The following is a 23,091-nucleotide window of genomic DNA, read 5'->3' on the forward strand; positions in this document are numbered from 1 at the left end:
GGACGCGTCCGTTCCGGCCGCGCGTCCGGTCCCGGCCGTCAGCGCCGCCGGTGCAGCCACCGCGCCACGGCGACGGCACGGGCGCGGGCGGCCGCCGGCGTACCGAACGAGGTCAGGTTCACCGGCGGGGCGAACCGCTGGACCGTGACGGACTGGGGTGCGGCGAACGCCCGCAGTCCGTCCGCACCGTGGATGCGCCCGAACCCGGACTCCCCGGAGCCGCCGAACGGCAGGGCCGGGACGGCGGCGAAGCCGAGCACGGAGTTGACGGACACCGCACCGGCCCGCAGCCGGCCGGCGATCGCGGCGCCCTCGCGCCGGCTGCGGCAGAACACCGAGGCGGCCAGCGCGTAGGGCGAGGCGTTGGCGCGCCGCACCGCCTCGTCCGTGCTCGCCACCGCGTTGACCGCCACGACCGGCCCGAACGTCTCCTCGGTCATCGCGGCCGAGTCCTCCGGTACGTCGGCCAGGACGACCGGTGCGATGTACGGCCCGGAGACCGAGGCGGCGTCGCCGAGCAGCGCACGCGCGCCGTCCGCCAGCGCCTGCTCCACGTGGCGCCGGACCACGGCGGTCTGGGCCGGCATCGTCATGGGGCCGTACACGGCGTCCGGCAGCGCGCCGACCCGCAGCGCGGCGGCCCGTTCGACCACCTTGCGGCACAACAGGGCGTGCACCTCCCGTACGACGTAGACGCGTTCGACGCCCGCGCAGGTCTGCCCGGCGTTGCTCATCGAGCCCCACACGATCGCGTCGGCCGCCGCGTCGAGGTCCGCGTCGACCGTGACGATCGTCGCGTCCTTGCCGCCGCACTCGGCGAGGAACGGTGTCAGCGACCGCGCGCACAGCGCCATCACCTTGCGCGCCGTGCCGGGGGACCCGGTGAACGCGACCTTGTCGACGTCCGACCCGGCCAGTGCCTCGCCCGTCGCCGCCGCACCGGTCACGGTGGTCAGCAGCCCGGCGTGCTCGGGCACGGCCGCGGCGAGGAGTCCGGCCAGCAACACGCCCGTACCCGGAGTGTGTTCGGACGGTTTGAACACCACGGCGTTCCCGGCGGCCAGCGCGTAACCGATGGAACCCATGGGTGTGTAGAGGGGGTAGTTCCACGGGCCGATCACCCCGATCACGCCGAGTGGCCGATGGACCACGGCGGCCCGCTGGTTGACCGCCGTGAGGCCGCTGCGCACACGACGCCCGCGCAGCACCCGATCGGCGTTACGGGCCGCCCAGTCGAGGTGCTCCAGCGTGAGGACCACTTCAAGTTCCGCGTCGCCGTGCGGTTTCCCCGTCTCCGCGGCGATCGACCGGGCGACGGTGTCGAGCGAGGACGCGATCTTCCGCTTCCACCGCAGGAGGTGTTCACGTCGGCGTGCCGCGGGCAGTGCGGCCCAGCCGGCTGCGGCGGTCCGGGCCTGCTCCACGGCGTGGGCCACCTCCTGCGGGCCGTGGACCGGGTGTTCGCCGACGGGGTCGTCGGTGGCGGGGGAGCGGACGGTGAAGGTGGCGGGGCGGGGCGTCGCGTCCTGGTCCGTGTCGGTCATCGCAGCTCCTGGTGGGTGGATGGGTTCTCGCCTGCCGGGCCGGCGCCCGCGCTCGCGTCCGTGCCCGCTTCCTGGTCCTCGTTCGCGTGGGATACGTCCGGGTACGTGTCCTCGTCCGCGTACGCGGCACGCGTGCCGTCCTCGTCCGGCAGCGGTCGCAGCGGCCTGGAGTGGGCCCAGTGCGGGCCGAGGTCGTCCAGCGTCCAGCCGAAGGGGTAGCTGCGGGGCCTGGGCCGGTACGGCAGCCAGCCGGGCCGGGCGGGCAGCCGGCGCACGAGGGCGGCGCGGGCCCGCAGGGCACGGTGCGTGGCGGTCCGCACCCGGCGCGGCTGCGGGGGGAAGCCCAGCGCGTCGAGCAACGCGTCGTCGAGGACGGCGAGCGAGGCGCGTGCCACCAGCGGCCGGAGCCTGGTCGGGTACCACTGGGTGACGACCCGCAACGTGGCCGCGGCGACCCGCCGGTTGGCCGGGTCGTAGGCGAACATCCGCTGCTCGTAGGTGTCGTGGAGCCGGGCGAACCCCGCGAAGTCGACGGGCAGTCCGGCCAGGCCCATCATCTCGCCCATGCGCCGGCCCACGAGTGCGAGGCTCTCGGTCTCCTGAGATGACAACGGCCGCCAGCCGTACCGGTCGATCCACCGTTTGGGGCCGACGACGGTGGTGGCCAGGACGTAGAGGTAGTCCTCTTCGGGTATGCGGTAGCGGCCGTGGATCCGGTTGAGATGGCGGGCGGCGGCCCTGCCCTGTTCGGAGTCCATGCCGTCACGCACCATCTCGTGGGCGATCAGTACGGTGTCGTCGTACCGCTTCTGTCCCGCCCGCTCGAACTCCTGCGTACGGTCCAGGAGTTGTGAGATGCGCGGCACGCCGTAGTCCCGAAGGAAGGCGATCGAGACGCCCTGGAGGTAGTCCCAGGGGAACTCGTACTCGGTGAGCAGGCGGAAGATCTCCTCGTAGTCCTGCTGGGGGTCCATCTGCTCGATGCGGTGGAGCCGGCTGTAGCGGCCCATGGGTGGGGTCTCCTATCGGTGCCTGCTGCGTACTGTCAGGTCGGCGAAGTTCACGGTCTCGGCGTCGACCAGTACCTGACCGGCCTCCACGGTGGTCACCTCCAGCTTCGGCAACTGCACGGCGATCGGGAGGTTGGCCGGCACGATGTCGGCCCCGATGCAGATGCGGGGGGTGCCGACGTCGAGGACGGGAATGGTGAGGGAGCCGATGAGCCGGGTGACGTAGATGTCGACCTGGGGGATGTCGAGATCGACGTCGATCGTCTGGACCTGGTCACCCGTCTCCAGCCGGAAGGCGTAGTCGTCCGCGACCAGCCGGTCGGCGTGCACCCACAGCACCTTCATCCGGCCGCCCGAGACGGTCGGCAGATAGGTGGCGCCGTGGACGATGGCGCCGTACGCGGTCAGGGTGTCGGCGCCGACCTCGGGGTAGGCGGGGCTGACGGGGTAGGTGGACCGGGGGCGCCCTGGCTGGTCGCCGACGACGATCGGCGGACGCAGGGCGGTCAGGTCGTCCGGGTCGTCCGAGGTCTCGCCGGGGGTGGCCTGCGGGTTGGGGAGCCCTCCGGTGTCGATGCCGGTCAGACACGGGAGCGTCACCTGTGAGCCCTCGGTGTCCGCGTCCGGTGCCGCCGCGTCGCCATCGGCAGCGCCATCGCTGTCGGGGTCGCTGTCGTCCGAGAGGGAGGGGGAGGGGGAGGGCGGGACGGAGGAGTCGGAGGTCGGCTCCTGCGTCGGTGTCCCGGTGGCGTCGGACGAGGGGGAGGGCGAAGGGGCGGGGGTGGGTGCGGGGTCCCAGGGCCAGGGCCAAGGCCAGGAGGGGATGGGGAAGGAGTCGGTGCGGGGTGCCGCCGCCGCGGTGCCGACGGCCGGCAGCCCGGCCGCCACCACGGCGGTCACGGTGAAGAGGACCGCGCGGCGTACGGAGCTCCGGCGCTCGCCGTACCGGGCACGGACCTCACGGGCTTTTGGGCCGGGGGCCTCCGGTTCCGACGACGGGGACGACGTCGCCGACGCGGCGGCCACGGGGATCTCCGACGACCCGGACCCCGGCCGGTCCGTGTGCGGGTCGCGGCCCCCGCCCTCGTCGTGGTCCTCGGGTACGCGGTGCGGCAGCCAGCCGAAGGCCATCGAGGAGCCGATCAGACCTGCCAGCATGCCCATGCCGAATCCGCCGAGGTTCGTCGTCGCCAACGAGGTCAGCGAGGCGATCGTGGTGACCACGGAGACGAACATCCGCTGGTCCGGCTTGAAGAGGAAGAAGACGCCGCCCGCGATCAGGACCAGGCTGATGCCGACGGCCGACATGGCTCCCACCCCGACCTTGATCATCAGAGGGAGCGGAGCCAGGGGAATGGCCACCATCTCCACACCGCCCGCGATGACCCACACCGCCGCCCAGAACGGCCGGCGCCGGCGCCAGCCGCGCAGCGAGCGGCGCAGCCGGGGTGCGGGCAGGATCCGGTCGAGCCAGTCGCCGGTCTCACGCGCGAGTTCCGACAGGAACCCCAGTACGAAGCTGAACATGACCGAGTCCGTCCGTCGCCGTCAGAAGCACTGCTTGCCGGTCCTGCTGAACTCGATCGCCAGCTTCTCCAGCGTCAGGGTGCCCCCGTTGGCCGCGTAGGCCGTGCTCCTGACGTCATGGGCGACGGCGGTGCTCGCCTGGACGCCGAAGGTGCCCTCGGGGCCGGTGATCCCGGGCGCGGCGGTCAGTGTGGAGGCGTCGCGGCCGGCCTCGACGCCGGTGACCTTGCCCCCGCCGCCGGTCAGCGCGTCCGTGTTGACCACGAGGTCGGTGCCCGCGAGCGGCTTGTCCGCCCCCGAGCGCACCAGCATCGTGATGTCCCCGAGCACGGGCACCTTCTGCTTGAGCGAGACGCACACGTCGGAGATCGTGCCGCTCTTGACGCCGGCCAGGAGCACGGGCTTGGCGCCGCTCGCGGAGCCGCCGACGGACGAGGGGAACGAGGACACTCCCTTCGCGGTGACCTCGGAGGCCGAGACCTGGAACGCGGCACCGGAGACGGCGAAGGAGGCGGCCAGCGCCCCTTGCGCGAGGGCGATGCCCATCGCCCCCACGGCCAGGGTGCCGGGGACGAACATGACGGCGGCGCGCTTCCAGTGGGTCCGGCCCTCTCCCGGGGTGATCGTCCGGTCATTGACGTGTCTGGCGCTCATGGGAAGTCCCTTCCGCAGGGCGAGGCGACGGCGATGAGCACGCGGTTGCCCTCGATGAGTCGAAGATACAAAAACTATTGACTTGTTTCACGGGGCGCGTCAATACTCCCGACACAACGGAGACACGGAGGCGTGATGACCGCACTGCCGCATACGTCGGCCGACCCAACAAGCCATCCACCGAACAAAATTGACGCTGCCTCAGCTGTCCGGGCGCCTCGCCGGGGTGGGCCGGCCTGGCGGTACTTCGGAGACGCCCGCTCGACGATCATGGCGCCCCAGTTGCTGCTTCTGCAGGTCGCACACCCCGTCGTCGGCGCGGGCGTCGCCGACCACAGCAACTTCCGCGCCGAGCCCTGGCCCCGACTCGTCCGTACGCTGCTGTCGCTGACCACCGTCATCTACGGAGGCCAGCAGGCCGCCACCGACGAGGCGCGCCGGCTGATCCACGTGCACGCCGCGATGAAGGGCACCGACTCGGCGGGCCGCCGCTATCACGCGCTCAACCCGGAGGCGTACCACTGGGTGCACGCGACCCTCGTCAAGGCGCCGGTCGACGGGCAGCGCCTGTTCGGCAAGGGCATGACCGAGGAGGAGACCGAGCGCTACTACCGCGAGATGCGTGACGTCGGACGCGTCTGGGGCCTCAAGGAGCATCATCTGCCCGCCACCTGGGCGGAGTTCACCGAGTACTACGACGACATGGTCGACAACCGGCTGGAGCACAACCAGTCCGTGCAGGACGTACTGGACGAACTCGCCCACCCCGCCAAGCCGTTCCGGTGGATACCCGGTCTCCTCTGGCGGCCCCTCGCCAGGGTCGCCGCGCGGTACGCCCTGCTGGTCACCGTCGGCACCCTGCCGCCCCGGCTGCGCGAGCGCCTCCACCTCACCTGGGACCGCCGCAGGCAACGTTCCCTGCGCCGCTTCGCGTTCCTGGTGCGGGTCCTGATGCTGCCGGTCCCGCCACCGCTGCGCATCGCGGGCTCGCTCGCCATCGCCTACTGGGCGACCCACCGGCCGGGCACCGATCCCGCCACGCGGCGGCCGCTGGGGGCGTGGTGACATGACATCCACCACGCCCGCCGCGGAACCGGTCCCGATCGCGCCGGGAACCATCCTCTGGGACATCGCGGGCGACATACGGCTGCTGCTCTCCCTGCCCGCCGCTCTCGTCCTCCAGGTCGCCCATCCGGCCGTCGGCGCCGGCGTGGACGAACACTCGGTGTTCCGGACCGATCCCTGGGGGCGCGCCGAACGCTCCCTGGAATCCCTGCAGTTGTGGGTCTACGGCGGTGACCGGGCGATCGAGGAGGGGCGCCGGCTGCGCCGCCTGCACAAGACCATCAGCGGGACCGACACCCGAGGGCGCCCCTACCACGCGCTCACTCCCACGTACTACGCCTGGGTGCACGCGACCGCGTACCCCGTCTTCCTGCGGGCCGCGCGATATCTGTCCCACCCGTTGTCCCCGGAGGACGAGCGGCGCCTCTACGACGAACTGCTGCACCTCGGTGCGATCCTCGGCATCAAGGCGCGTGACATGCCCCGGACGCCCGAGGAGTTCTGGCCGTACTTCGACGCGATGATCCAGGACGAGCTGGAACGGACGGCCGTGTCCGGTGAGCTCCTCGACCCGCGCCGCGGCATCCCGCCGCCACCCGGCTCCGGCGCGCTGGTTCGCCGGCTCTGGCCCCTGTTCAGCAGGCCACTGGCCGGGCTGCACGTCTTCGTCACCACGGGCCTGCTGCCACCGGCCGTCCGGGAGAGACTCGGTCTGGTCTGGAGGCCACGCGACGAACGCAGGCTCCGGCTCTTCGGTGCCGTGGTCCGCACCCTCGTCCCGCTGCTCCCCGAACGCCTGCGCTTCCTGCCAACGGCCCGCGCCGCCCGCTCGGCGCGGCGCGGGGTGTAGTTCCGGGCGGGCTCGGCCGCCGGCGGCACGCTACCGCGTGTCGAGCGGTCCGCCGGCGGCGCGCCAGTCGACGAGGCCGCGGCTCATGTTGACGGCGTCGAAGCCGTTCTCCACCAGCAGGTTGGCCGCACCGGCGGAGCGGATACCGCCGGTGCAGAAGGTGATGAGCAGGCGGTCTTCGGGGAGTTCGAGGCAGCGTGCGGGCAGCTCCTCCAGCGGTATGTGTACGGCGCCCGGGATGTGCGCGCGGTTCCACTCGAACGCGCGGCGGACGTCCACGACGAGGGCGCCGTCCTCGACGAGCCGGATCGCCTCGACGGCGGTGATGGCTGGTGGCCTGCGCAGATAGTGCCGGAAACTCATACGCTCCCTCCTGTCGGGGCATGACAGGACGGCGGACGGGACGGCAACGAGAAGTCCATAACCTTCAGCCTAACTGAAGGTTTTGGGCGAAGGGGCGACAGGGGTCGGGTCAGCCGGTCCCCGAGATCGTCCGGGTCATCTGGACGCGCAGCGCCTCGGTCAGCTCGGGGTGCCGCGCGGCGAACTCCGCGTCGAGGCGGGCCACCACCGTCGAGGCCCGTGCCAGCAGCGACTCGCCCTCGGCCGTGACCCGCAGGCTCGACGCGGAGCCCGCGTGCGCGGTCCCGTCGTCGACGAGCCCGGCCCTGGCCAAGGCGGCCACCGCGGTGTGCGCACTCTGCACCGTGACGCGTGAACGCCGGGCGAGCTCGCTGAAGGAGATACCCGGAGTGCCGCGTACGTGCCCCAGCAGCCCGTACTTGCGGGTGGTCAGACCGAGCGGCTTGAGCGCCTCGGCGAACTCGGCCTCCCACACGCGCCCCACCGTGAGCAGCGTGACGGTCGGGCTGAAGGGGGGAGGGGGCTGGGCCATGGGGGGCAGATTACCAATCCACCACAACGCGGTCCTGCGGCTGTACGGGGCCGATAACCTCCGGCCGTGGAAAGCGAATCGAACAGCAACGCGCGGAGAACGGCCGAACTGAACGCGAGTGACCGGAAGGCGGGCGACCCGAACACAGGTGAACCGAACACGGACGGCTGGCTCGAAGCCACCCGCGCGTCCTACGACACCGTCGCCGCCGACTACGCGGACCTGCTGCGCCACTTCCTGGATGAGACACCCCACGAACGTGCGTTCCTGGCGCGGTTCGCCGAACAGGTCCACGCCGGTGACCGAGGGCCGGTCGCGGACGTGGGATGCGGACCGGGAAGGATCACGGCCCATCTGCGGACACTGGGCGTGGACGCGTTCGGGATCGACCTGTCACCCGGCATGGTCGAGGTGGCCCGGCGCGATCATCCCGGCGTGCGGTTCGAACTCGGCTCCATGACGGACCTGGACCTGCCCGACGGCTCGCTGTCGGGCCTCGTGGCCTGGTACTCGCTGATCCACATCCCCGACCGCGAGATGGAGTCGGTCCTCAGGCACTTTCGGCGTGTGCTGCGGCCCGGTGGTCCGCTGCTCGTCGGGTTCCACGTCGGTGACGAGTCCCGGCTGAAGACGCGGGGCTACGGCGGTCACCCGATGAACGTCCACGTGCACCGTCGACCGCTCGGGCGGATGACTGCCTGGCTCGACGGCGCGGGGTTCACTGTCGAGGAACACCGGACACTGACCTCGGCCGAGAGTTCGCTCGGCGGGATCGTCCTCGCCCGTCGCCGGTCCGGCCGGGATGTCAGCGGCCGGTGAACCGGGGGGCACGCCGGGCCAGGCCGGCCGCGATGCCTTCCGCGCTGTCCTCGGTGGACCACAGGCGCTGCTGCTCCCTGAGCTCATGGGCGACCGCCGCCTCGACCTCGTCGGCGAGACCGGCCCGTAGCGTCGCCCGGACGGACCTGACCGCCAAGGGGGCCGACCGGGCGATCTCCTGAGCCCACTCCACGGCGGCTGTCCGTACGGTGCCGGGCTCCGTGAGGCGGTCGGCCAGGCCGATGTCCACCGCCTCGGTGCCCCGGACGCGGCGGCCCGAGTAGAAGAGATCCGCCGCCTTCTGTACGCCCACGATGCGGGGAAGTGTGACACTGAGGCCGAACCCGGGGTGGAAGCCCAGCTGTGAGAAGTTCGCCGCGAAGCGACCGCCGGGCTCGGTGACACGGAAGTCGGCCGCACAGGCGAGCCCGAGACCGCCGCCGACCGCGGCTCCCTGGACGGCGGCGACGATCGGCTTCGGGGCACGGAAGATCCGTACGGCCTCGCGGTAGAGCCGGCCGGAGGTCTCCGGGCGGGACGCCGCAGTGAAGTCGCCGTCGTCCCCGAAGTCGGCTCCGGCGCAGAAGTGCTTTCCCTCGGAGCAGAGCACGATCACGCGGCACCGCGGGTCGTCGCCGAGCCCGGTCACCGCGTCGGCGACGGCGCGGACGAGGCCCTCGTCGAAGAAGTTGGCCGGGGGACGGCGCAGTTCGACGACGGCGACATGGCCGGCGAGGTCGACGCGCAGACCGTCGCCCGACAGGTCGGTGATGTTCCTGGGGGTGGTCACGGAGACACCTCTCGGAGGAGCGGGAGAAGAAGGGGGAGCGCGGCGGATCACGGTACGGGTGCGTAGGGGCGTACGTGTAGGTGCACGGACGGCTGAGCGGGTCGGCCCGGCGGACTCACAGCCCCATGGACTTGGCGATGATCGTCTTCATCACCTCGCTGGTGCCGCCGTAGATCCGGGTGACCCGGGCGTCGGCGTAGAGACGGCAGATGTCGTACTCGCGGATGTACCCGTACCCGCCGTGCAGTTGCAGGCACGCGTCCACCACCAGGCCCTGCGTCTCCGTGCAGTACAGCTTGACGCGGGCGGCGTCCGCCACGGACAGGTCACCCTCCTCGTGGTCGGCTATCGCCCGGTCGAGCAGGGCCTGGCCCGCGGCCACCCGCGTGTCCAGGTCGGCGAGCGTGAACTTGGTGTTCTGGAAACTCGACAGGGCCTTGTCGAAGACGCGGCGCTCCTTGACGTAGGCCGTGGTGAGGTCCATCGCGGTGACGGCCTGGGCCTGTGCGTTGACGGCGATCGAGAGCCGCTCCTGCGCGAGGTTCCCGGTGAGGTACTCGAAGGCCCGGCCCTCTTCCCCCAGCAGGTTGTCGTGCGGCACCAGCACGTCGTCGAAGAAGAGCTCCGAGGTGTCCTGGGTCAGCAGGCCCAGCTTCTTGAGGAGCCTGCCCCGCTGGAAACCCTTCATCCCGTCCTCGACGACCAGCAGGGAGAGGCCCCCGCGGCGGTCGTCGGACCGGGACGTACGCGCCACGACCACGACGATGTCGGCCTGACTGCCGCCCGTGATGAAGGTCTTCGAGCCGTTCAGCACCCACCCCTCCGGTGTGCGCCGAGCGGCCGTGGTCATACCGGCCAGATCGGAACCCGCGCCGGGTTCGGACATGGCGATGGCCGACATCAGGGTGCCGTCGGCCATCCCGGGGAGCCACCGCTCACGTTGCTCCGGTGTGGCGTAGGACATCACGTACGGCATGACCACATCGGTGTGCACGCGCAGCGAGCCGAGCGTGGCCCGGCTGTAGGCGACCTGCTCGGTGAGGATGCAGTTGAACAGGAACGACCGCTCCCCGCCGCCTCCGTACTCGGTCGGGACCTGGAGCCCGAGGGCGCCCAGGGCGGCGACGTCCCGGTACAGGGAGCGCGGCACCGCGCCCGCCTCCTCCCACTCGGGCATGTGCGGGACGACCTTCTTCGTGAGGAAGTCCTGCAACGCGTCGGCGAAGGCGTGGTGTTCGGGTCCGTACAGTGTTCGGCGCATGGTCGGATCAGCCCTTTCGGCGGGGCTCGGACGCAAGGCCGCCGAGCACAGTGGCAGTGTCGTGACCCGGACTCGGTGCGGGCCGGGGTGTCGAGGCCGGGGTGCGGCTGAACCGCGGCGCGGGCGCGGGCTGCGGGACACCGCCCACGTCGACGAAGGTCCGCCGGGCGCCGACATGGGCGTCCTGCGGGGCGTCCGCCAGCCCGAGGACGGGACTGACGCAGGCGTCGCTGCCGGCGAAGACCTCCAGCCACTCCCGCCGGGGCCGCGACGCGAACAGACCGCCCAGCCGGTCCCGTATCGCGGGCCAGTTGTGCCGCCCGGTGCGGTCCGTGGTCAGCACCGGGTCGTCGCCGGCGCCGAGCCCTGCCAGGAGCTGCGCGTAGAACTGGTCCTCCAAGGCACCGACGGCGACGAACAGTTGGTCCTCGCAGGGATAGACGGTGTAGTAGGGGGCACTTCCGTCGAGGAAGTTCCCGCCGCGCTCCGCCGTCCAGCGGCCCTGCGCCATCAGCCCGTGGAGCAGGGCACTCAAGGTGGCCGTTCCGTCGACGATCGCGGCGTCCACCACCTGCCCCTCGCCCGTGACGCGGGAGTGCAGCAGCGCGGCCAGCACGCCGACCGCGAGCAGCATGCCGCCCCCGCCGAAGTCGCCCAGCAGATTAAGCGGCAGGGCCGGAGGACCGTCCGCGGGTCCCATCGCGCCCAATGCCCCGGACACCGCGATGTAGTTGATGTCATGGCCGGCGGTCCGCGCGTACGGTCCGTCCTGGCCCCACCCCGTCATACGGCCGTACACCAGCGCGGGGTTGCGGGCCAGACAGGGCTCAGGGCCCAGCCCCAGCCGCTCCATGACACCCGGGCGGAAGCCCTCGATGAGCACGTCGGCACGCTCCACCAGGGCGAGTACGGAGTCGGCCGCGCCGGGCTGTTTGAGGTCGAGGGCGACGGAGGACCGGCCCCGCCCCAGGACGTCGGTGGCGGGCGCGTGGGGACCCGCACCGGACACCGGGCGTTCGACGCGTACGACGTCGGCTCCCAGGTCGGCCAGCATCATGCCGCAGAAGGGAGCGGGTCCGATGCCCTTGAGCTCGACCACCCGCACCCCGGTCAGCGGGCCCGTCACCGGGTCAGCTCCTTGAGCTGTCCGACGGCTCGTGGCGCGTCGGATCCCGCGTTCACGTTGACCCGGAAGTCGGTCACTCCCGCGGCGCGGAACGCGTCGAGCCGGTCGCGGACGTACGCGGGCGGTCCGCACACGGTCAGCGCTTCCACGAGCCGGTCGGACAAGGCGTCCGCCGCGGCCTCCGGCCTCCGGTCCAGGTAGAGCCGCTGCACGCGCTCCGCCTCGTCGGGGAAGCCGTAGCGGCGTACGAGGTCGTTGTAGAAGTTGGCGCCCTTGGCACCCATACCGCCGATGTAGCGGGCCAGCGAGGGGCGGGCCCGGTCGCGGGCGGCCCGCACCGCGTGGGCCGACTCGCCGGTTATCTCGGTGTGCGCGCTGACGGCGATCTGCAGCGGCGGCAGGCCGGGGTCACGGTCCGCCGTACCCTTGCGCAGGTCCTCGCCCCAGACGAGATCGGCGAGTTCCGGGATGAACAGCGAGGGCAGCCACCCTTCGGCGCGTGCGGCCGTGAGCCGCACATTGCGCGGGCCGAGACTGGCCAGCCAGATCGGGATGCGCGGACGCACGGGCCGCGTCATCAGCTTGAGCGGTTTGCCCAGACCGGTGGCGGGAGCGGTGGCCCCCGCCGCAGCGGTGCCGGTGCTCGTGCCCGCGCCTGTGCCCCTGTCCGCCGGGAGCGGCAGACGCACACTGCGGCCCTCGTACACGGCCGGTTCGCGGCGCCAGATCAGGCGGCAGACCTCCATGACCTCACGACTGCGTTCCAGGGGGCGGGAGAAGGGGACCCCGTGCCAGCCCTCGACCACCTGAGGACCCGATGTCCCCAGGCCCAGGTCGAAGCGCCCGCCGGTGAGTTCGTCACAGGAGGCGGCCGTCTGCGCGATGAGGGCGGGGGAACGGCTGAACACGTTGATCACGGCGCTGCCCAGCCGCAGGCGCGTCGTCGCGGCGGCACAGAATCCGATCACGGAGACCGCGTCACGCCCGTAGGCCTCCGGTACCCAGACCATGTCCGCGCCGGCGGCCTCCACATCGCGCAGATACCCGCGCAGCGTGGACGCGTCGGCGGTCAGGTCGACATTGACAGCGAGGACGAGCGGATCGCTCATGGTTCCTTCCTCCGTACGACTGCGCGGGGCGAAGCCGGTGGTGAGGCCGATGGTCAGGCCGTGGGTGCGGCCGTGGGCGAGGCGGGGCCCGGCTGCCGGCCGGCAGCCTCCCCGACGAGCAGGGCGGCCAGGCGTTCGCGGTGGTGCACCGCGTCACCGAACAGGTGCGCGGTGGCGCGGGCGCGTTTCAGATACAGGTGGATGTCGTGTTCCCAGGTGAATCCGATGCCGCCATGGATCTGCAGGGCGTCGGACGCACAGGAGGTGACGGCGTCGGCGCAGAAGGACTTGGCGAGACTGACGGCCACGGCCAGGTCGGGCGCGTCGGATTCCACCGCGCTGACGAGGTGATGCGTGACCGAGCGCGCCGATTCCACCCTCGCCAGCATGTCGGCACAGCGGTGTTTGACCGCCTGGAAGGACCCGATCGTCCGACCGAACTGGGTGCGTCGGCCGGCGTACTCGACCGCCATGTCCAGGCACTGTTCCGCGCCGCCGACCTGCATGGCGCACAGGCATGCGACGGTGACGGCCGCCGTCCGGTCGAGCAGCCGCACGAGCCGGTCCCCGGAGAGTCCCGGCGCCAGCCGTACGGCCGGCGCGTCGCGCATCCGCAGTCGGCCCACGGGCTGGGTGGCGTCCAGACAGACGAGGGGAGCCCGCTCCACGCCGGACGCCTTCGGCCCGAGGGCGAACACGGCGAGCCCGGTCGGGGTCCGCGCGACGACGAGGACGAGGTCCGCCGAGCCGAGGTCCGTGACATAGCGGACCTCACCGTCCAGCACCCAGCCGGTCCCGTCCTGCCGCGCCTCGACGGACACCGCGTGGGCGTCCCAGCGGCCCGCGGCGTCCAGAGCGGCGACGGTGGCGATGACCGTGCCCTCGGCGACGCCGGGCAGACGCTCACGCGCGACCTCGTCACCGGCCTCGGCCAGACCGGTCAGCAGCACGGCCGCGGTCACCGCCGAGGACAGGAAGGGCGCGGCCACCACCAGACGCCCCAGCTCCTCACCGACGAGGGCGGCCTCGGCCACTCCCGCGCCCGCACCCCCGTACCGGTCGGGCACCAGGATCCCCGCCACCCCCATCCGGCACAGGCCCGCCCAGGCCCCGGCGTCGAAGGCGGGCCCGCCCTCCAGCGACCGCCGGCTGACGGCGGTGGGCCAGGAGCGGGTCAGATAGCGGCGGACCTCCGTCTGGAAACTCAGTTGTTCCTCGTCCGGAGCGAGCATCATGAGGCACCTGCCAGGTCCGCGGTGACATGGGACAAGAGGTCGAGCTGGGGGAGCGCGTCCTCGAAGAGCAGCGACAGGAACAGGCCGTCCAGCTCCGGCGTCAGAGCGGTGAGGCGTTCCTGGCACTCCTCCACCGTGCCGACGATCGCGAAGCGGTCCAAGAGGTAGGACTCGATGTCGGGACGGTCGGCGAACAGGCCGGCCACCGGATTGGGCCCGGAGCGGCCGTGCCAGGCGAAGTCGTAGGACGCGTAACGCTCCGTCAGGACGCCCTGGTACTCGGCGGGGACGTTCTTCCCCACGAAGGTGCCGGCGAAGTTGAACCGGGAGGCGCTGATGGCCCGCGCCAGCAGCCGTCGGCGCAGCTCGGGGATGTCGGCGCGGTCCCGTGCGACCCCGATGCGTACCGAGCCCCACACCTCGACACCACCCGTGCGCCCCGGACCCGCGTGCCCGACGGCGCCCTCGCCCTCGGTGTCCGTGACGGTGCGGGCGTGGGCGTCCGCGCGGGCCCGCAGGCCGCGCAGCGCCGTGAGGTCCAGGCCGGCGCCCGCGATGACCGCGTCCGCGCTGCGTCCGGCCGCCGCGGCGGCCCGTGGCCCGCTCGCGGCGAGCAGCAGCGGGACGTCCGGCACCTGTTCGCGCAGGGTGCCGAGCTGCCGCTCCACGTCGTCCAGGGAGGCGGGCGCCAGACCGAACGTGCGCACCGCGGAGTCACCCCGGCCCATACCGACGGCGTACCGCCCCGGGGCGAGGGCGCTGAGTGCGCGGGCCGCCGAGGTGTGCACGGAGACATGGCGCGTCACGGGGTTGGTCACGCTCGGCAGCACCGCGAGCCGGTCCGTCGCCGTGAGGGCCTGTGCGCAGGACCCGTACAGCTCGTCGTAGTGCGGGGAGTCCCCGATGCCCAGACCCCACAGCCCGGCCCGCTCGGCGGCCCGCGCGACCTGCCGGGTGAGTTCGTGGCTGATCGGCAGCCAGTTGGCGCAGAGCTTCATCGTGCCGACTCCTGCCACGGCCGGTCGCGGCTGGGATCCGCTTCCCTGGGGAGCCCCAGCGCCCGCTCGGCCACCTGGTTGCGCAGCACCTCCGAGGTGCCGCCGGCGATCGTCTTGGCCTGCACCCGCAGGTACGCCCACACGTTGTGGGCGGTCCAGTCGTCGTCCGGGTCACGGGCGACCGCCGCCATCCCGGCGAGGTCGACGAAGAGCTGCTGCAGGCGCTTGGTGTGCTCGGCCTGGAGGATCTTGTTGAAGGGGGCGCCGCGCCGGACGGGACCGCGTCCCGAACGGCGCTCCACAGCCGCCCGCAGGTTGTTCAGCTCGACGACGCGGCTCTCGACGTAGACCCGTACCAGTTCGTCGAGCTGTCCGGGGGTGAGCCGGTCGCCGAAGCGGGTGACGGCCTCCTCGATGCCGCGCCCGACCACGGAACCCGGGGGAGCGGCGCCCACCCCTGACCCCGCGGAGCGCTCGAAGGAGAGAACGGCGCGCACCACCTCCCACCCCGCGCCCTCGGCACCGAGCCTCAGGTCGTCCCCGACCTCCACCTCGTCCAGGACGACCTCGAAGAACTCGTGGTCACCGGTGAGCTGCCGGATGGGACCGACCCGCACCCCGGGGGCGCTCATGTCGATGCAGAAGGTGGTGAGCCCGGCGTGCTTGGGCACCGTGGGGTCCGTGCGGCAGAGAGCCAGGCCCCACCGGGAGACGTCCGCCCGGCTGGTCCAGATCTTGCTGCCGGAGATCACCCACCGGTCGCCCTCGCGGCGGGCGCGGGTGCGCACGGACGCGAGGTCGGACCCGGCCTCCGGCTCGCTGAACAACTGGCACCAGAGCGCCTCGTTCCGGGCGATGGGAGGCAGCAGACGGGCCTTGGTGTCCGCGGCGGCGAACTTCAGGATCGCCGGCCCGACCCACGACGTGCCGATCGCGCTGCGGACGTTGCCGATACGCCACCGGCGCAGCTCCTTGCGGATCTGGACGGCGTCCTCGGTGTCCAGGCCGCGACCCCCGTAGGCAGGCGGCCATTCGGGGGTGAGCCACCCCTCGGCGGCCACCACGCTCACCACCGCCGCCGCGTCCTGCGACTGGTTCAGCTCTTCGAGGGTGGCGATGTCGTCGTCCGCCGCCGCCCGGACCCAGGCCTCGGGGAGACATGCGGTCAGCAGCGCGCGGAACTTCTCCAGCGCGCTCACAGAGCCTCCGCCCGGGGTCGCGGCTCGTCGGCGCCGGCGGTCGCGGCGGCGGGAACGCGCAGGCGCTGACTGGTGCGCCGGTCCAGCAGGAGCCCTGCCAGCAGGTTGCGCATGACTTCGGCGGTGCCACCGCCTATGGCCAGTCCGCGCCCGTCGCGGAAGAGCCGTTCGAGCGGCCACCGGCGCGAGTACCCGCGCGCGCCGTGCAGCTGGATCGCCTCGTTGGTGACGCGCTGGACCATCTCGCTGGAGAACAGCTTGGCCATGACGGTCTCCTGCTGAGGGGGGAAGCCGTCCCCGGCGGCGCGCGCGGCCCGCCAGGTGAGCATGCGGGAGATCTCCACCTCCATGCCCATGTCCGCGATCTTCCACTGGAGTCCCTGGAAGTCCGCGAGCGGACGGCCGAACTGCCGGCGGGCCTTGAGGTGGGCGACGCTGGCGTCCAGCGCGCCCTGCGCGAGGCCCGTGCACATCGCGGCGTTCCCGCAGCGCTCCGGATTGAACTGGTTGACGAGGATCTCCGCACCGCGCTTGGAGTCGGCCTCCGGCAGGATGAGGACGTTCTCGGCCTCGATCCGCACACCGTCGAACCGGTACGCGCACTCGGCGACACCGCGGATACCCATCTTCGGGTCGACCATGGGCTCCGACATCCCGTCCGGCCTGCCCTCGATGAGGACCGCGCCGATGCCGTAGGGCCCCACCGTCTCGGGCAGCCGGCAGAAGACGATCATCGTGTCCGCCTCACGGCCGCCCGTGACCCAGCTCTTGACCCCGTGCAGACGCCAGCCGTCGCCGTCCGGCCGCAGTTCGGCGGTCAGGTCGGTGCCCGCCGTACCGGCCCCCGGCTCGCTCATGGCGATGGCGAAGTGACGTTCCCCCGCGGCCACCCCGGGCAGGAACCTCTGGCGCTGCTGCTCGTCGCCCAGTACATGGACGGCCCGCCAGGGACCGTTCAGGAAGGGCTGAGCGGCCATGGCACTGGACAGGCAGACACGTGCCAGTTCCTCGACCACCAGGCAGCCGGTGAGCAGACCGAGGCCGCGCCCGCCGTACTCCTGCGGAACGGTCACGTTCAGCAGTCCCGCCTCCCGGACGGCGGCCAGGGACCGGTGCGGGAACTCCTCGTTCTCGTCCCAGTGCTGGGCCCACGGGCGCAGCTCCGTCTCGGCGACCTCCCGGGCCAGCGTGCGGATGGCGCGCTGCTCCTCGGTCAGCTCGGTCCAGGAGCCGACCGTGGGATCCCCCGACCGCGAGTCGGGTGTCACGGGCTCCCAGACGTCCGATGTGACGTCGTAGTACTGCTCGCTGGTCATGGGGAAACCACCCTTGCGTCGAGTGCGATGAGCTGTCCGTCCGTCTCGACCAGGGGGTTGCATTCCACCAGGTCGAGGTCGTGGCGCACAGCGAGGTCGATCAGCCGGGCCGCTGTCGCGGCGAGGAGAGCGGGCAGGTGGGCGTACGTGGCACCGCCGCGTTCGAAGACTTCGGCGCGGAGCCGGTCCGTCATCCACTCGGCGGGAGCGTGCGCGGGAAAGGTGACGGTCCTGGCCATGAGCTCCACATGGCCGCCGCCCAGACCGGCGGCGGCGATGAGGCCCAGTTGCGGATCCCGGCGGACGCCGACGAACAGTTCAGGACCGGCGCGCAGCTGTCGCGCGACGATCAACGAGGGCGCCGCCGCCAGCAGTTCGGTCGCGACGTCGTGGACGCGCCGGGCGTCCACGTCCAGTCGCACCGCGCCCCGCGCGGCCTTGTGCGCCAGGGTGGGGAGATTGGCCTTGACCACGACGGGCCATCCGAGCTCTTCTCCGGCCCGGTGCGCGTCCGCCGCGTCCGTGACCTCCTGCCAGGGCGCGACCCGGACCCCTGACTCCTGAAGGAACCGCAGACTGGAGACGCTGTCCGTACCGACACGGGGGACCGCGTCGGTGGCCGAGTGCCGTGGTGCCGCCTCGGCGGACGTCCGCTGTCCGGTGTGCCGTGCCGCGACGACCGTCAGGGCGCGGACGGCCGAGCACGCGGCGTCCAGGCTCGGCAGTACGGGCCGCCCGGCCCGCACATGGTCCGCGACCGTCGTGGCGTCGCCGTCCAGGACGGCCAGCAGCACGGGGACACCCCGGTCGCCGGCCACCGCCTCGGCCTGTTCGGCGCGGCCCACGACCAGGATGGCGTCGACCTCTCCGGACTCGGCGAGGGCGGCCCGCACCTTGACCACCTGGTCGGTGTCACCGATCACCTGCGCGGTCACGTCGACGGGGTTGGCCGTGGACGCGTACGACGGGAGCAGTGCGCCGATGCGCTCCCGGGTCCGCGCGCTCAGCGGTGCCAGGCCGCGGCCGTGCCGCGCGAGGAGATCGGCGGCCACGACGCCGGCTCCGCCGGAACCGGTGATGACTCCGACCCGGCTGCCGCGTGCGCCCGGCAGGAGGGACAGGGCGACCGTCGCGTCGACGAGCTCCTTGTCGGAGCGGACCACCACCGCACCGTGCAGGGCGCACAGTTCGGTGAGCATCGCGTGGTCGGTGCTCACGGCCGCGGTGTGCGAGCGGGCGGCTCCCGCTCCCGACTCGGACGCCCCGCCGAGCAGCGCGACGACCCGGACCTCGTGCCGGCGTGCCTCGCTCAGCAGGTCCTCGAACGCCCGGATGTCGCGCACGCCCTCCAGGTACAGGGCCAGGGTGCGCGGCCGCAGGGAGTCGCTGCGCACCAGGTCCACCGCGATCTCGCAGGCCGTCAGGTCGTGTTCGTTGCCCGTGCCGATGAACCCGTCGAAGTCGATGCCGTGCAGGCGGGCGGCCCGTACCAGGCGCGCTCCGAAGGCGCCGCTCTGCGACACGAGGAACACACCGCTTCCGTGGCGGCAGTCCGTCATGTCGTCGAAGGCCTTGGCGAAGGTGAGCATGGTGCGGGAGGGCGCGTAGGTGAGGCCGACGGTGTTGGGCCCCAGGAGCCGGCCGCCCGCGTGGTGCAGGGGGCTCGTCAGGCCGGCCTCGTCGAAACCGGAGGAGTAGACGATCACATGTGCGGCGCGGTCCCGCAGCTCGGCCACGACGCCCGCGGTGGCGGCGGCGGGGACGGCCACCACGGCCACGTCCGCCTGGTCGTCGATGTCCGCCGCGCTCCTGGCGCGGATGATCTCGCCCGGATAACCGGCGTCCTGCAGATGCCGTACGGTGCGGGCGCCCAGCCCGGTGGGCTTGGACAGGGAGCCGATGACGGCGATGCGCGCGGGGTTGAGGAGACGCTCGATCACCGCAGCTCCGCCGGGATGCGCTGGTCCTTGGTGGTGCCCCACTCGGGCGCCGTGCGGGACTTGAACGCCGCGATGCCCCGCAGCGTCTCGCCCAGCGTGCGGATCCAGTTGAGGGTGCGGCGCTCGAAGTTGTAGGCGCGGACCCGGTCGTTCTCCTCCAGGAACTCGTACATGAGCGCCTTGGTCGCACTCACCGACACCGGCGCGCAGTGGGTCGCCAGGTCGCGGGCGATCTCCAGCGCCTCGGGCAGTACCCGGTCGGCGGGGACGCAGCGGGAGGCCACGCCGAGCCGGTGGCCCTCGGTCCCGGAGACGGTGCGGCCGGTCAGCAGCAGGTCCATGGCGGCGGAGAAGCCGATCAGACGCGGCAGCAGCCAGGTCGAGTTGCGGTCGGGGATGACACCGATGCGGTTGAAGGAGAACGCCAGCCGGGCGTCCTCGGCGACGACACGGATGTCCCACTGCATGGCCCAGGTGAGGGCCACGCCGATCGCGTCGCCGTTGACGGCGGCGATGATGGGCGTGGCGAGTCGCCACGGAGCCTGGTCGGGATCGCTGAGGGACTCGACGCCGTGCGCCTGGGTGTCGCGCCAGTCGACCTGGTCGAGATCGGCGCCCACGCTGAAGTGTTCCCCGCGTCCGGTCACCACGATGGCCCGGACGTCGGGCAGCCGGTCCAGCTCGACCAGCGCGCTCGTCAGCTCCTTGCCCATCCGGGGGGTGTAGGCGTTGCGCCGGCCGGGCCGGTCGAGGTGGATGACGGCGACCTGTCCTTCGACCATGACAGCGATGTCGTGGTGGCGCCGCGGCGCCGGGTCGTCGGCTGCGGGGGCGTTGTCCTTGGGCGGATGTGACATCCCCTTCTCCTTGCTCGTGGGGTGGGCCGGATCTGCCCGGCGGAGGAGTGGTACGGGCACCTGCGGTGAAGGCGCACGCGGTACGGCGTGCGGCGGTGCGGTGGGCGAGGTTTCGCGGCCCACGCGCCGTGATGGGACGGGCCCGGTCAGACGGTGGGCGGACCGAGCGGTTCCTCGGTCAGGCTCTGCAGGGTGGTGTAGGCGGAGACCGACCAGGTGCCGCCGGAGCGGCCGATGCCGCTGGCCCGGTTGCCGCCGAACGGGGCGGCGCCGTGGCGCCGTGTGGTGTTGATGCCGACCTGGGCCGAACCGAGCCGGGTTGCCAGGGCGCGGGCCGCGGCCGGGTCGGCGGAGTATATGTAGTCGCTGAGCGCGTAGCGGGTGCTGTTCGCGGCCGCCACGGCGTGCTCGTCCCCGGTGCTGCGCATCACGCACAGCACCGGGCCGAACGCCTCTTCCCGCATGACGGTGTGCTCGGGCGAGCATTCCGTGATCAGGGCGGGTGCGACGAAGAAGCCTGTGCCGGGGGAGCCCTCGGCGCGTTCCACGGTGCAGTCCTGGCGCCGTGCGGAGTCGATGAGGTGCTCGACGTTGTCGCGCTGGGTGGCGGAGATGACGGGGCCGACCGTGGTCGCCGGATCGGCCGGGTCCCCCATCCGCAGGGTGCCCAGCACCGTACGCAGTCCTGCGACGACCTCGTCGTGCACGGCCTGGTCCACGATGACGCGCGCGGGGGTCAGACACACCTGTCCCGCGTGGACGGTCCAGGTACGGGTGACCGCTCGCACCACCGCGCGGGGGTCGGCGTCGTGGCGTGCGATCAGCGCGCCCTTCCCGCCGAGTTCGAGCAGCAGGTGCTTCATCGTCGCGGCCGCGCCGCGATGGATCTGGACACCGACCTGGGTGCTGCCGGTGAAACTGACCGCGCGCACCCCGTCGTGCCCGCTCAGCGCGGCACCCAGTTCGCCCCGGGCGCCGGTGAGCAGGTTGACGGTACCCAGGGGAAGGCGCTGCTCACGCAGCCCGGTGCGCAGCGCCTCGGCCAGCGCCACCACCAGCAGGGGGTCCTGCGGGGCCGGCTTCATGACCACGGTGTTCCCGCTGAAGAGCGCCGGCGCGACCTTCCCGACCATGGCGAGCAGCGGGAAGTTGTACGGGCTGATGCAGGCCACGACGCCCAGGGGCGCTCGGCGTACCAGGGCCGACAAGGACCCCGCCGGCTCGGGCTGCGGGACGTCGAGCGTCTCGTCGGGCATGGCGGCCCACTGTTCGAGACGGCTGACGGCCGCCTCGACCTGGGTGTCGGTCGCGACCCGGGTGAGGGCGCCCGCGTCCCGGACGGCGAGATCGATCAGCTCCGCCCGGCGGCGCCGCAGTTCGCGCGCGGCCGTGGCCAGCACGGCCCGGCGGGTGTCGAGGCTCGTCCGGCTCCAGTCGGTCAGCGCCTCGTCGGCGGTCGCGACAGCCAGGGCGGCGTCCGCGGGCGAGCAGTCGGTCACCTGGGCGAGGGGCTTCTCCGTGTACGGATCGACGCTCTCGTACCACTGCCCGGTCTCGTACGACTCGCCGGCGATCATGGCGGTTGCGGTGGTGGTCACGCGGCATCTCTCCTGTGCAGTGTCGTGGTGCCGCCGGTCAGGTCGAGCACTCCTCGGTCGAGCCGTCCCGAGCGCAGTTCACCGATCAGATCGCCGACCTGGTGCAGGGGGGCGACCGCGGAGACGAGCGGATCGAGAAGCAGCTCGCCGGCGAGGTAGCGCTGCGCGAGATCCGGAATGAACCGGTGCGGGTCCACCGACCCCATCCGGCAGCCGAGCAGCGACTTGTCCTGGAACAGCTCGCGCATACCGAACGTGAGCGGTGTCCTGGCCGGTGGGAGACCGACGATCACGGCGCGGCCTCCCCAGGCGAGCACCTCGACGGCCGCGGTGAGCAGCTCCGGCCGGCCGACGCACTCGAGGACGGCGTCGAATCCGCGGGGCTGAAGGTCCTGGGCCGCCCGCACCACGTCCGCCGCCGTGTCCACCTGCTGGAAGTCGGTCGCGCCGAGCCGGCGGGCCAGGGCCTCCTTACGGGGGTTGCGGTCGACCACCAGGACGCGTGAGGCACCGGCGAGCGAGGCCGCGTGCACGGCGTTGAGTCCGATGCCGCCGGCTCCGACGACCAGGGCGGACTCGCCCTCGCGCAGGCCGGCCCGCTTCCACACCGCGCCGAACCCCGTCAGGACGGCGCAGCCCAGGAGCGCGCAGATGATGTCGGGCAGGGTGTCCGGCACCGGGACGACCTGCCGTTCGTGTACGACCGTGTGCCGGGCGAACGCCCCGACGCGTGCGAACTGCTCGACGGGCTGTCCGTGGCGGACGAAGGCGGGCCGGGAGGCTGGCTGCCCGTCCCGGCAGCAGGTGGGTGCTCCCGCCAGGCAGGCCCGGCAGGTGCCGCACGAGCGCAGTGTGGACAGCACCACCTTCTGCCCGACCGGCACGGTGACACCGGGGCCCCGGTCGACGACCACCCCGCACGCCTCATGTCCCAGTACGACGGGAACGGGCTGGTCGATGTGCCCGTCCAGGGCCTTGACGTCGCTGTGGCACAGCCCCGCCGCGTCGATCCGCACCGTGACCTCTCCGGCATCGGGAGACCTGACCCGCACGTCCTGAGCGTGTTCGAGGGACGTCCCTGTCCAAACCACCGCGTCCATGATGAACCTCCCCGCGCTGCGAGCTTCTCGGACGCTCCGACGGTATACAAGAATTTCACTCAATGGAAGAGCCATTAGCTCAGCTGAATAATTTTACTGAGTCGAGTCTCTTTTGAGTCGGCTAAATGTGTGGTACCACTCATCTCATGGCGGGCAACCCGCCGCTGTTCGAGGGACCGACATGACGACCCCGTCACG

At 72.2% G+C, this 23,091-nt stretch carries 21 protein-coding genes; 3 read left to right on the plus strand and 18 right to left on the minus strand.

All coding sequences use genetic code 11. The annotated features are described in order from the left end of the window. Positions 1-38: 38 nt before the first annotated feature. Genes ACLVWQ_RS06640 through ACLVWQ_RS06655 form a run of 4 tightly spaced genes read right to left on the minus strand, consistent with a single transcriptional unit; the run spans position 39 to position 4,735 of the window. Positions 39-1,544 carry an aldehyde dehydrogenase family protein gene (locus ACLVWQ_RS06640; protein ID WP_414107219.1) on the minus strand — a complete coding sequence of 502 codons (1,506 nt, stop codon included), beginning with the start codon at positions 1,542-1,544 and terminating at the stop codon, positions 39-41. Then, positions 1,541-2,554 (minus strand): oxygenase MpaB family protein, encoded by a 1,014-nt coding sequence (locus tag ACLVWQ_RS06645; RefSeq protein ID WP_414107220.1) that lies wholly within the window; start codon positions 2,552-2,554, stop codon positions 1,541-1,543. Before ACLVWQ_RS06645 ends, ACLVWQ_RS06640 begins: the two co-directional genes overlap by 4 nt. 12 nt (positions 2,555-2,566) lie before the next feature. Continuing rightward, a complete protein-coding gene (locus ACLVWQ_RS06650) occupies positions 2,567-4,081 on the minus strand; it encodes a DUF6114 domain-containing protein (RefSeq protein ID WP_414107221.1) in 1,515 nt (504 codons plus the stop codon). Between the two features lie 21 nt (positions 4,082-4,102). Beyond that, entirely contained in the window at positions 4,103-4,735 is a 633-nt protein-coding gene (locus ACLVWQ_RS06655; RefSeq protein WP_414107222.1) for a DUF6230 family protein, read from the minus strand. Positions 4,736-4,870: 135 nt separating this feature from the next. Here ACLVWQ_RS06655 and ACLVWQ_RS06660 point away from each other — a divergent pair, with 135 nt between their 5' ends. Both ACLVWQ_RS06660 and ACLVWQ_RS06665 read left to right on the plus strand, forming a co-directional pair. Next, positions 4,871-5,800, plus strand: coding sequence for an oxygenase MpaB family protein (locus ACLVWQ_RS06660; RefSeq protein WP_414107223.1), 930 nt, complete (start codon positions 4,871-4,873; stop codon positions 5,798-5,800). 1 nt (position 5,801) lies between these two features. Beyond that, the gene (locus ACLVWQ_RS06665) at positions 5,802-6,650 is read left to right on the plus strand and encodes an oxygenase MpaB family protein (protein ID WP_414107224.1); all 849 of its coding nucleotides are present in this window, start codon (positions 5,802-5,804) and stop codon (positions 6,648-6,650) included. A gap of 30 nt (positions 6,651-6,680) precedes the next feature. On the opposite strand, the gene ACLVWQ_RS06670 is transcribed toward ACLVWQ_RS06665, so the two are convergent. Both ACLVWQ_RS06670 and ACLVWQ_RS06675 read right to left on the minus strand, forming a co-directional pair. Beyond that, complete coding sequence (locus ACLVWQ_RS06670; protein WP_414107225.1) at positions 6,681-7,013, minus strand: rhodanese-like domain-containing protein; 333 nt, start codon at positions 7,011-7,013, stop codon at positions 6,681-6,683. Positions 7,014-7,122: 109 nt separating this feature from the next. Next, the gene (locus ACLVWQ_RS06675) at positions 7,123-7,545 is read right to left on the minus strand and encodes a MarR family winged helix-turn-helix transcriptional regulator (RefSeq protein WP_414107226.1); all 423 of its coding nucleotides are present in this window, start codon (positions 7,543-7,545) and stop codon (positions 7,123-7,125) included. Positions 7,546-7,653: 108 nt separating this feature from the next. On the opposite strand from ACLVWQ_RS06675, the gene ACLVWQ_RS06680 reads away from it, so the two are divergent. Beyond that, positions 7,654-8,364, plus strand: a complete 711-nt coding sequence (locus tag ACLVWQ_RS06680; RefSeq protein ID WP_414107418.1) for a class I SAM-dependent methyltransferase — start codon at positions 7,654-7,656, stop codon at positions 8,362-8,364. On the opposite strand, the gene ACLVWQ_RS06685 is transcribed toward ACLVWQ_RS06680, so the two are convergent. From ACLVWQ_RS06685 to ACLVWQ_RS06740, 12 genes are all read right to left on the minus strand, one after another. Further along, positions 8,351-9,154: an enoyl-CoA hydratase/isomerase family protein gene (locus ACLVWQ_RS06685; RefSeq protein ID WP_414107227.1), complete on the minus strand. Its 804-nt coding sequence runs from the start codon at positions 9,152-9,154 to the stop codon at positions 8,351-8,353. The genes ACLVWQ_RS06680 and ACLVWQ_RS06685 overlap by 14 nt on opposite strands. 115 nt (positions 9,155-9,269) lie before the next feature. Next, the gene (locus ACLVWQ_RS06690) at positions 9,270-10,415 is read right to left on the minus strand and encodes an acyl-CoA dehydrogenase family protein (RefSeq protein ID WP_414107228.1); all 1,146 of its coding nucleotides are present in this window, start codon (positions 10,413-10,415) and stop codon (positions 9,270-9,272) included. A 7-nt stretch (positions 10,416-10,422) separates the two neighbouring features. Then, the gene (locus ACLVWQ_RS06695) at positions 10,423-11,541 is read right to left on the minus strand and encodes a CaiB/BaiF CoA transferase family protein (RefSeq protein ID WP_414107229.1); all 1,119 of its coding nucleotides are present in this window, start codon (positions 11,539-11,541) and stop codon (positions 10,423-10,425) included. Next, complete coding sequence (locus ACLVWQ_RS06700) at positions 11,538-12,650, minus strand: LLM class flavin-dependent oxidoreductase (protein ID WP_414107230.1); 1,113 nt, start codon at positions 12,648-12,650, stop codon at positions 11,538-11,540. The genes ACLVWQ_RS06695 and ACLVWQ_RS06700 overlap by 4 nt, the downstream gene beginning before the upstream one ends. Before the next feature lie 53 nt (positions 12,651-12,703). Next, a complete protein-coding gene (locus ACLVWQ_RS06705; protein WP_414107231.1) occupies positions 12,704-13,885 on the minus strand; it encodes an acyl-CoA dehydrogenase family protein in 1,182 nt (393 codons plus the stop codon). After that, positions 13,882-14,883, minus strand: coding sequence for an LLM class flavin-dependent oxidoreductase (locus tag ACLVWQ_RS06710; RefSeq protein ID WP_414107232.1), 1,002 nt, complete (start codon positions 14,881-14,883; stop codon positions 13,882-13,884). The genes ACLVWQ_RS06705 and ACLVWQ_RS06710 overlap by 4 nt, the downstream gene beginning before the upstream one ends. Then, complete coding sequence (locus tag ACLVWQ_RS06715) at positions 14,880-16,082, minus strand: acyl-CoA dehydrogenase family protein (protein ID WP_414107233.1); 1,203 nt, start codon at positions 16,080-16,082, stop codon at positions 14,880-14,882. The genes ACLVWQ_RS06710 and ACLVWQ_RS06715 overlap by 4 nt, the downstream gene beginning before the upstream one ends. Then, positions 16,079-17,398 (minus strand): acyl-CoA dehydrogenase family protein, encoded by a 1,320-nt coding sequence (locus ACLVWQ_RS06720; RefSeq protein ID WP_414107234.1) that lies wholly within the window; start codon positions 17,396-17,398, stop codon positions 16,079-16,081. Before ACLVWQ_RS06720 ends, ACLVWQ_RS06715 begins: the two co-directional genes overlap by 4 nt. After that, positions 17,395-19,338 carry an acetate--CoA ligase family protein gene (locus ACLVWQ_RS06725; protein ID WP_414107235.1) on the minus strand — a complete coding sequence of 648 codons (1,944 nt, stop codon included), beginning with the start codon at positions 19,336-19,338 and terminating at the stop codon, positions 17,395-17,397. Before ACLVWQ_RS06725 ends, ACLVWQ_RS06720 begins: the two co-directional genes overlap by 4 nt. Beyond that, on the minus strand, positions 19,335-20,195 hold the full coding sequence (locus ACLVWQ_RS06730) for an enoyl-CoA hydratase/isomerase family protein (RefSeq protein WP_414107236.1): 861 nt from the start codon (positions 20,193-20,195) through the stop codon (positions 19,335-19,337). Before ACLVWQ_RS06730 ends, ACLVWQ_RS06725 begins: the two co-directional genes overlap by 4 nt. A gap of 146 nt (positions 20,196-20,341) precedes the next feature. Then, positions 20,342-21,793 (minus strand): aldehyde dehydrogenase family protein, encoded by a 1,452-nt coding sequence (locus ACLVWQ_RS06735; protein WP_414107237.1) that lies wholly within the window; start codon positions 21,791-21,793, stop codon positions 20,342-20,344. Then, on the minus strand, positions 21,790-22,893 hold the full coding sequence (locus tag ACLVWQ_RS06740) for a zinc-binding dehydrogenase (RefSeq protein WP_414107238.1): 1,104 nt from the start codon (positions 22,891-22,893) through the stop codon (positions 21,790-21,792). Before ACLVWQ_RS06740 ends, ACLVWQ_RS06735 begins: the two co-directional genes overlap by 4 nt. Positions 22,894-23,091: the final 198 nt, after the last annotated feature.

Origin of the sequence: Streptomyces sp. CWNU-52B (assembly GCF_047444975.1) — a bacterium.
GTDB lineage: Bacteria > Actinomycetota > Actinomycetes > Streptomycetales > Streptomycetaceae > Streptomyces.

Bases quoted from the DNA above. Each gene is read 5' to 3' on its own strand.
- ACLVWQ_RS06730 (WP_414107236.1), bottom strand. From the start codon at position 20,195: ATGTCACATCCGCCCAAGGACAACGCCCCCGCAGCCGACGACCCGGCG.
- ACLVWQ_RS06700 (WP_414107230.1), bottom strand. From the start codon at position 12,650: ATGAGCGATCCGCTCGTCCTCGCTGTCAATGTCGACCTGACCGCCGAC.
- ACLVWQ_RS06720 (WP_414107234.1), bottom strand. From the start codon at position 17,398: ATGACCAGCGAGCAGTACTACGACGTCACATCGGACGTCTGGGAGCCC.
- ACLVWQ_RS06705 (WP_414107231.1), bottom strand. From the start codon at position 13,885: ATGATGCTCGCTCCGGACGAGGAACAACTGAGTTTCCAGACGGAGGTC.
- ACLVWQ_RS06740 (WP_414107238.1), bottom strand. From the start codon at position 22,893: ATGGACGCGGTGGTTTGGACAGGGACGTCCCTCGAACACGCTCAGGAC.
- ACLVWQ_RS06670 (WP_414107225.1), bottom strand. From the start codon at position 7,013: ATGAGTTTCCGGCACTATCTGCGCAGGCCACCAGCCATCACCGCCGTC.
- ACLVWQ_RS06645 (WP_414107220.1), bottom strand. From the start codon at position 2,554: ATGGGCCGCTACAGCCGGCTCCACCGCATCGAGCAGATGGACCCCCAG.
- ACLVWQ_RS06650 (WP_414107221.1), bottom strand. From the start codon at position 4,081: ATGTTCAGCTTCGTACTGGGGTTCCTGTCGGAACTCGCGCGTGAGACC.
- ACLVWQ_RS06690 (WP_414107228.1), bottom strand. From the start codon at position 10,415: ATGCGCCGAACACTGTACGGACCCGAACACCACGCCTTCGCCGACGCG.
- ACLVWQ_RS06665 (WP_414107224.1), top strand. From the start codon at position 5,802: ATGACATCCACCACGCCCGCCGCGGAACCGGTCCCGATCGCGCCGGGA.
- ACLVWQ_RS06655 (WP_414107222.1), bottom strand. From the start codon at position 4,735: ATGAGCGCCAGACACGTCAATGACCGGACGATCACCCCGGGAGAGGGC.
- ACLVWQ_RS06710 (WP_414107232.1), bottom strand. From the start codon at position 14,883: ATGAAGCTCTGCGCCAACTGGCTGCCGATCAGCCACGAACTCACCCGG.
- ACLVWQ_RS06640 (WP_414107219.1), bottom strand. From the start codon at position 1,544: ATGACCGACACGGACCAGGACGCGACGCCCCGCCCCGCCACCTTCACC.
- ACLVWQ_RS06660 (WP_414107223.1), top strand. From the start codon at position 4,871: ATGACCGCACTGCCGCATACGTCGGCCGACCCAACAAGCCATCCACCG.
- ACLVWQ_RS06675 (WP_414107226.1), bottom strand. From the start codon at position 7,545: ATGGCCCAGCCCCCTCCCCCCTTCAGCCCGACCGTCACGCTGCTCACG.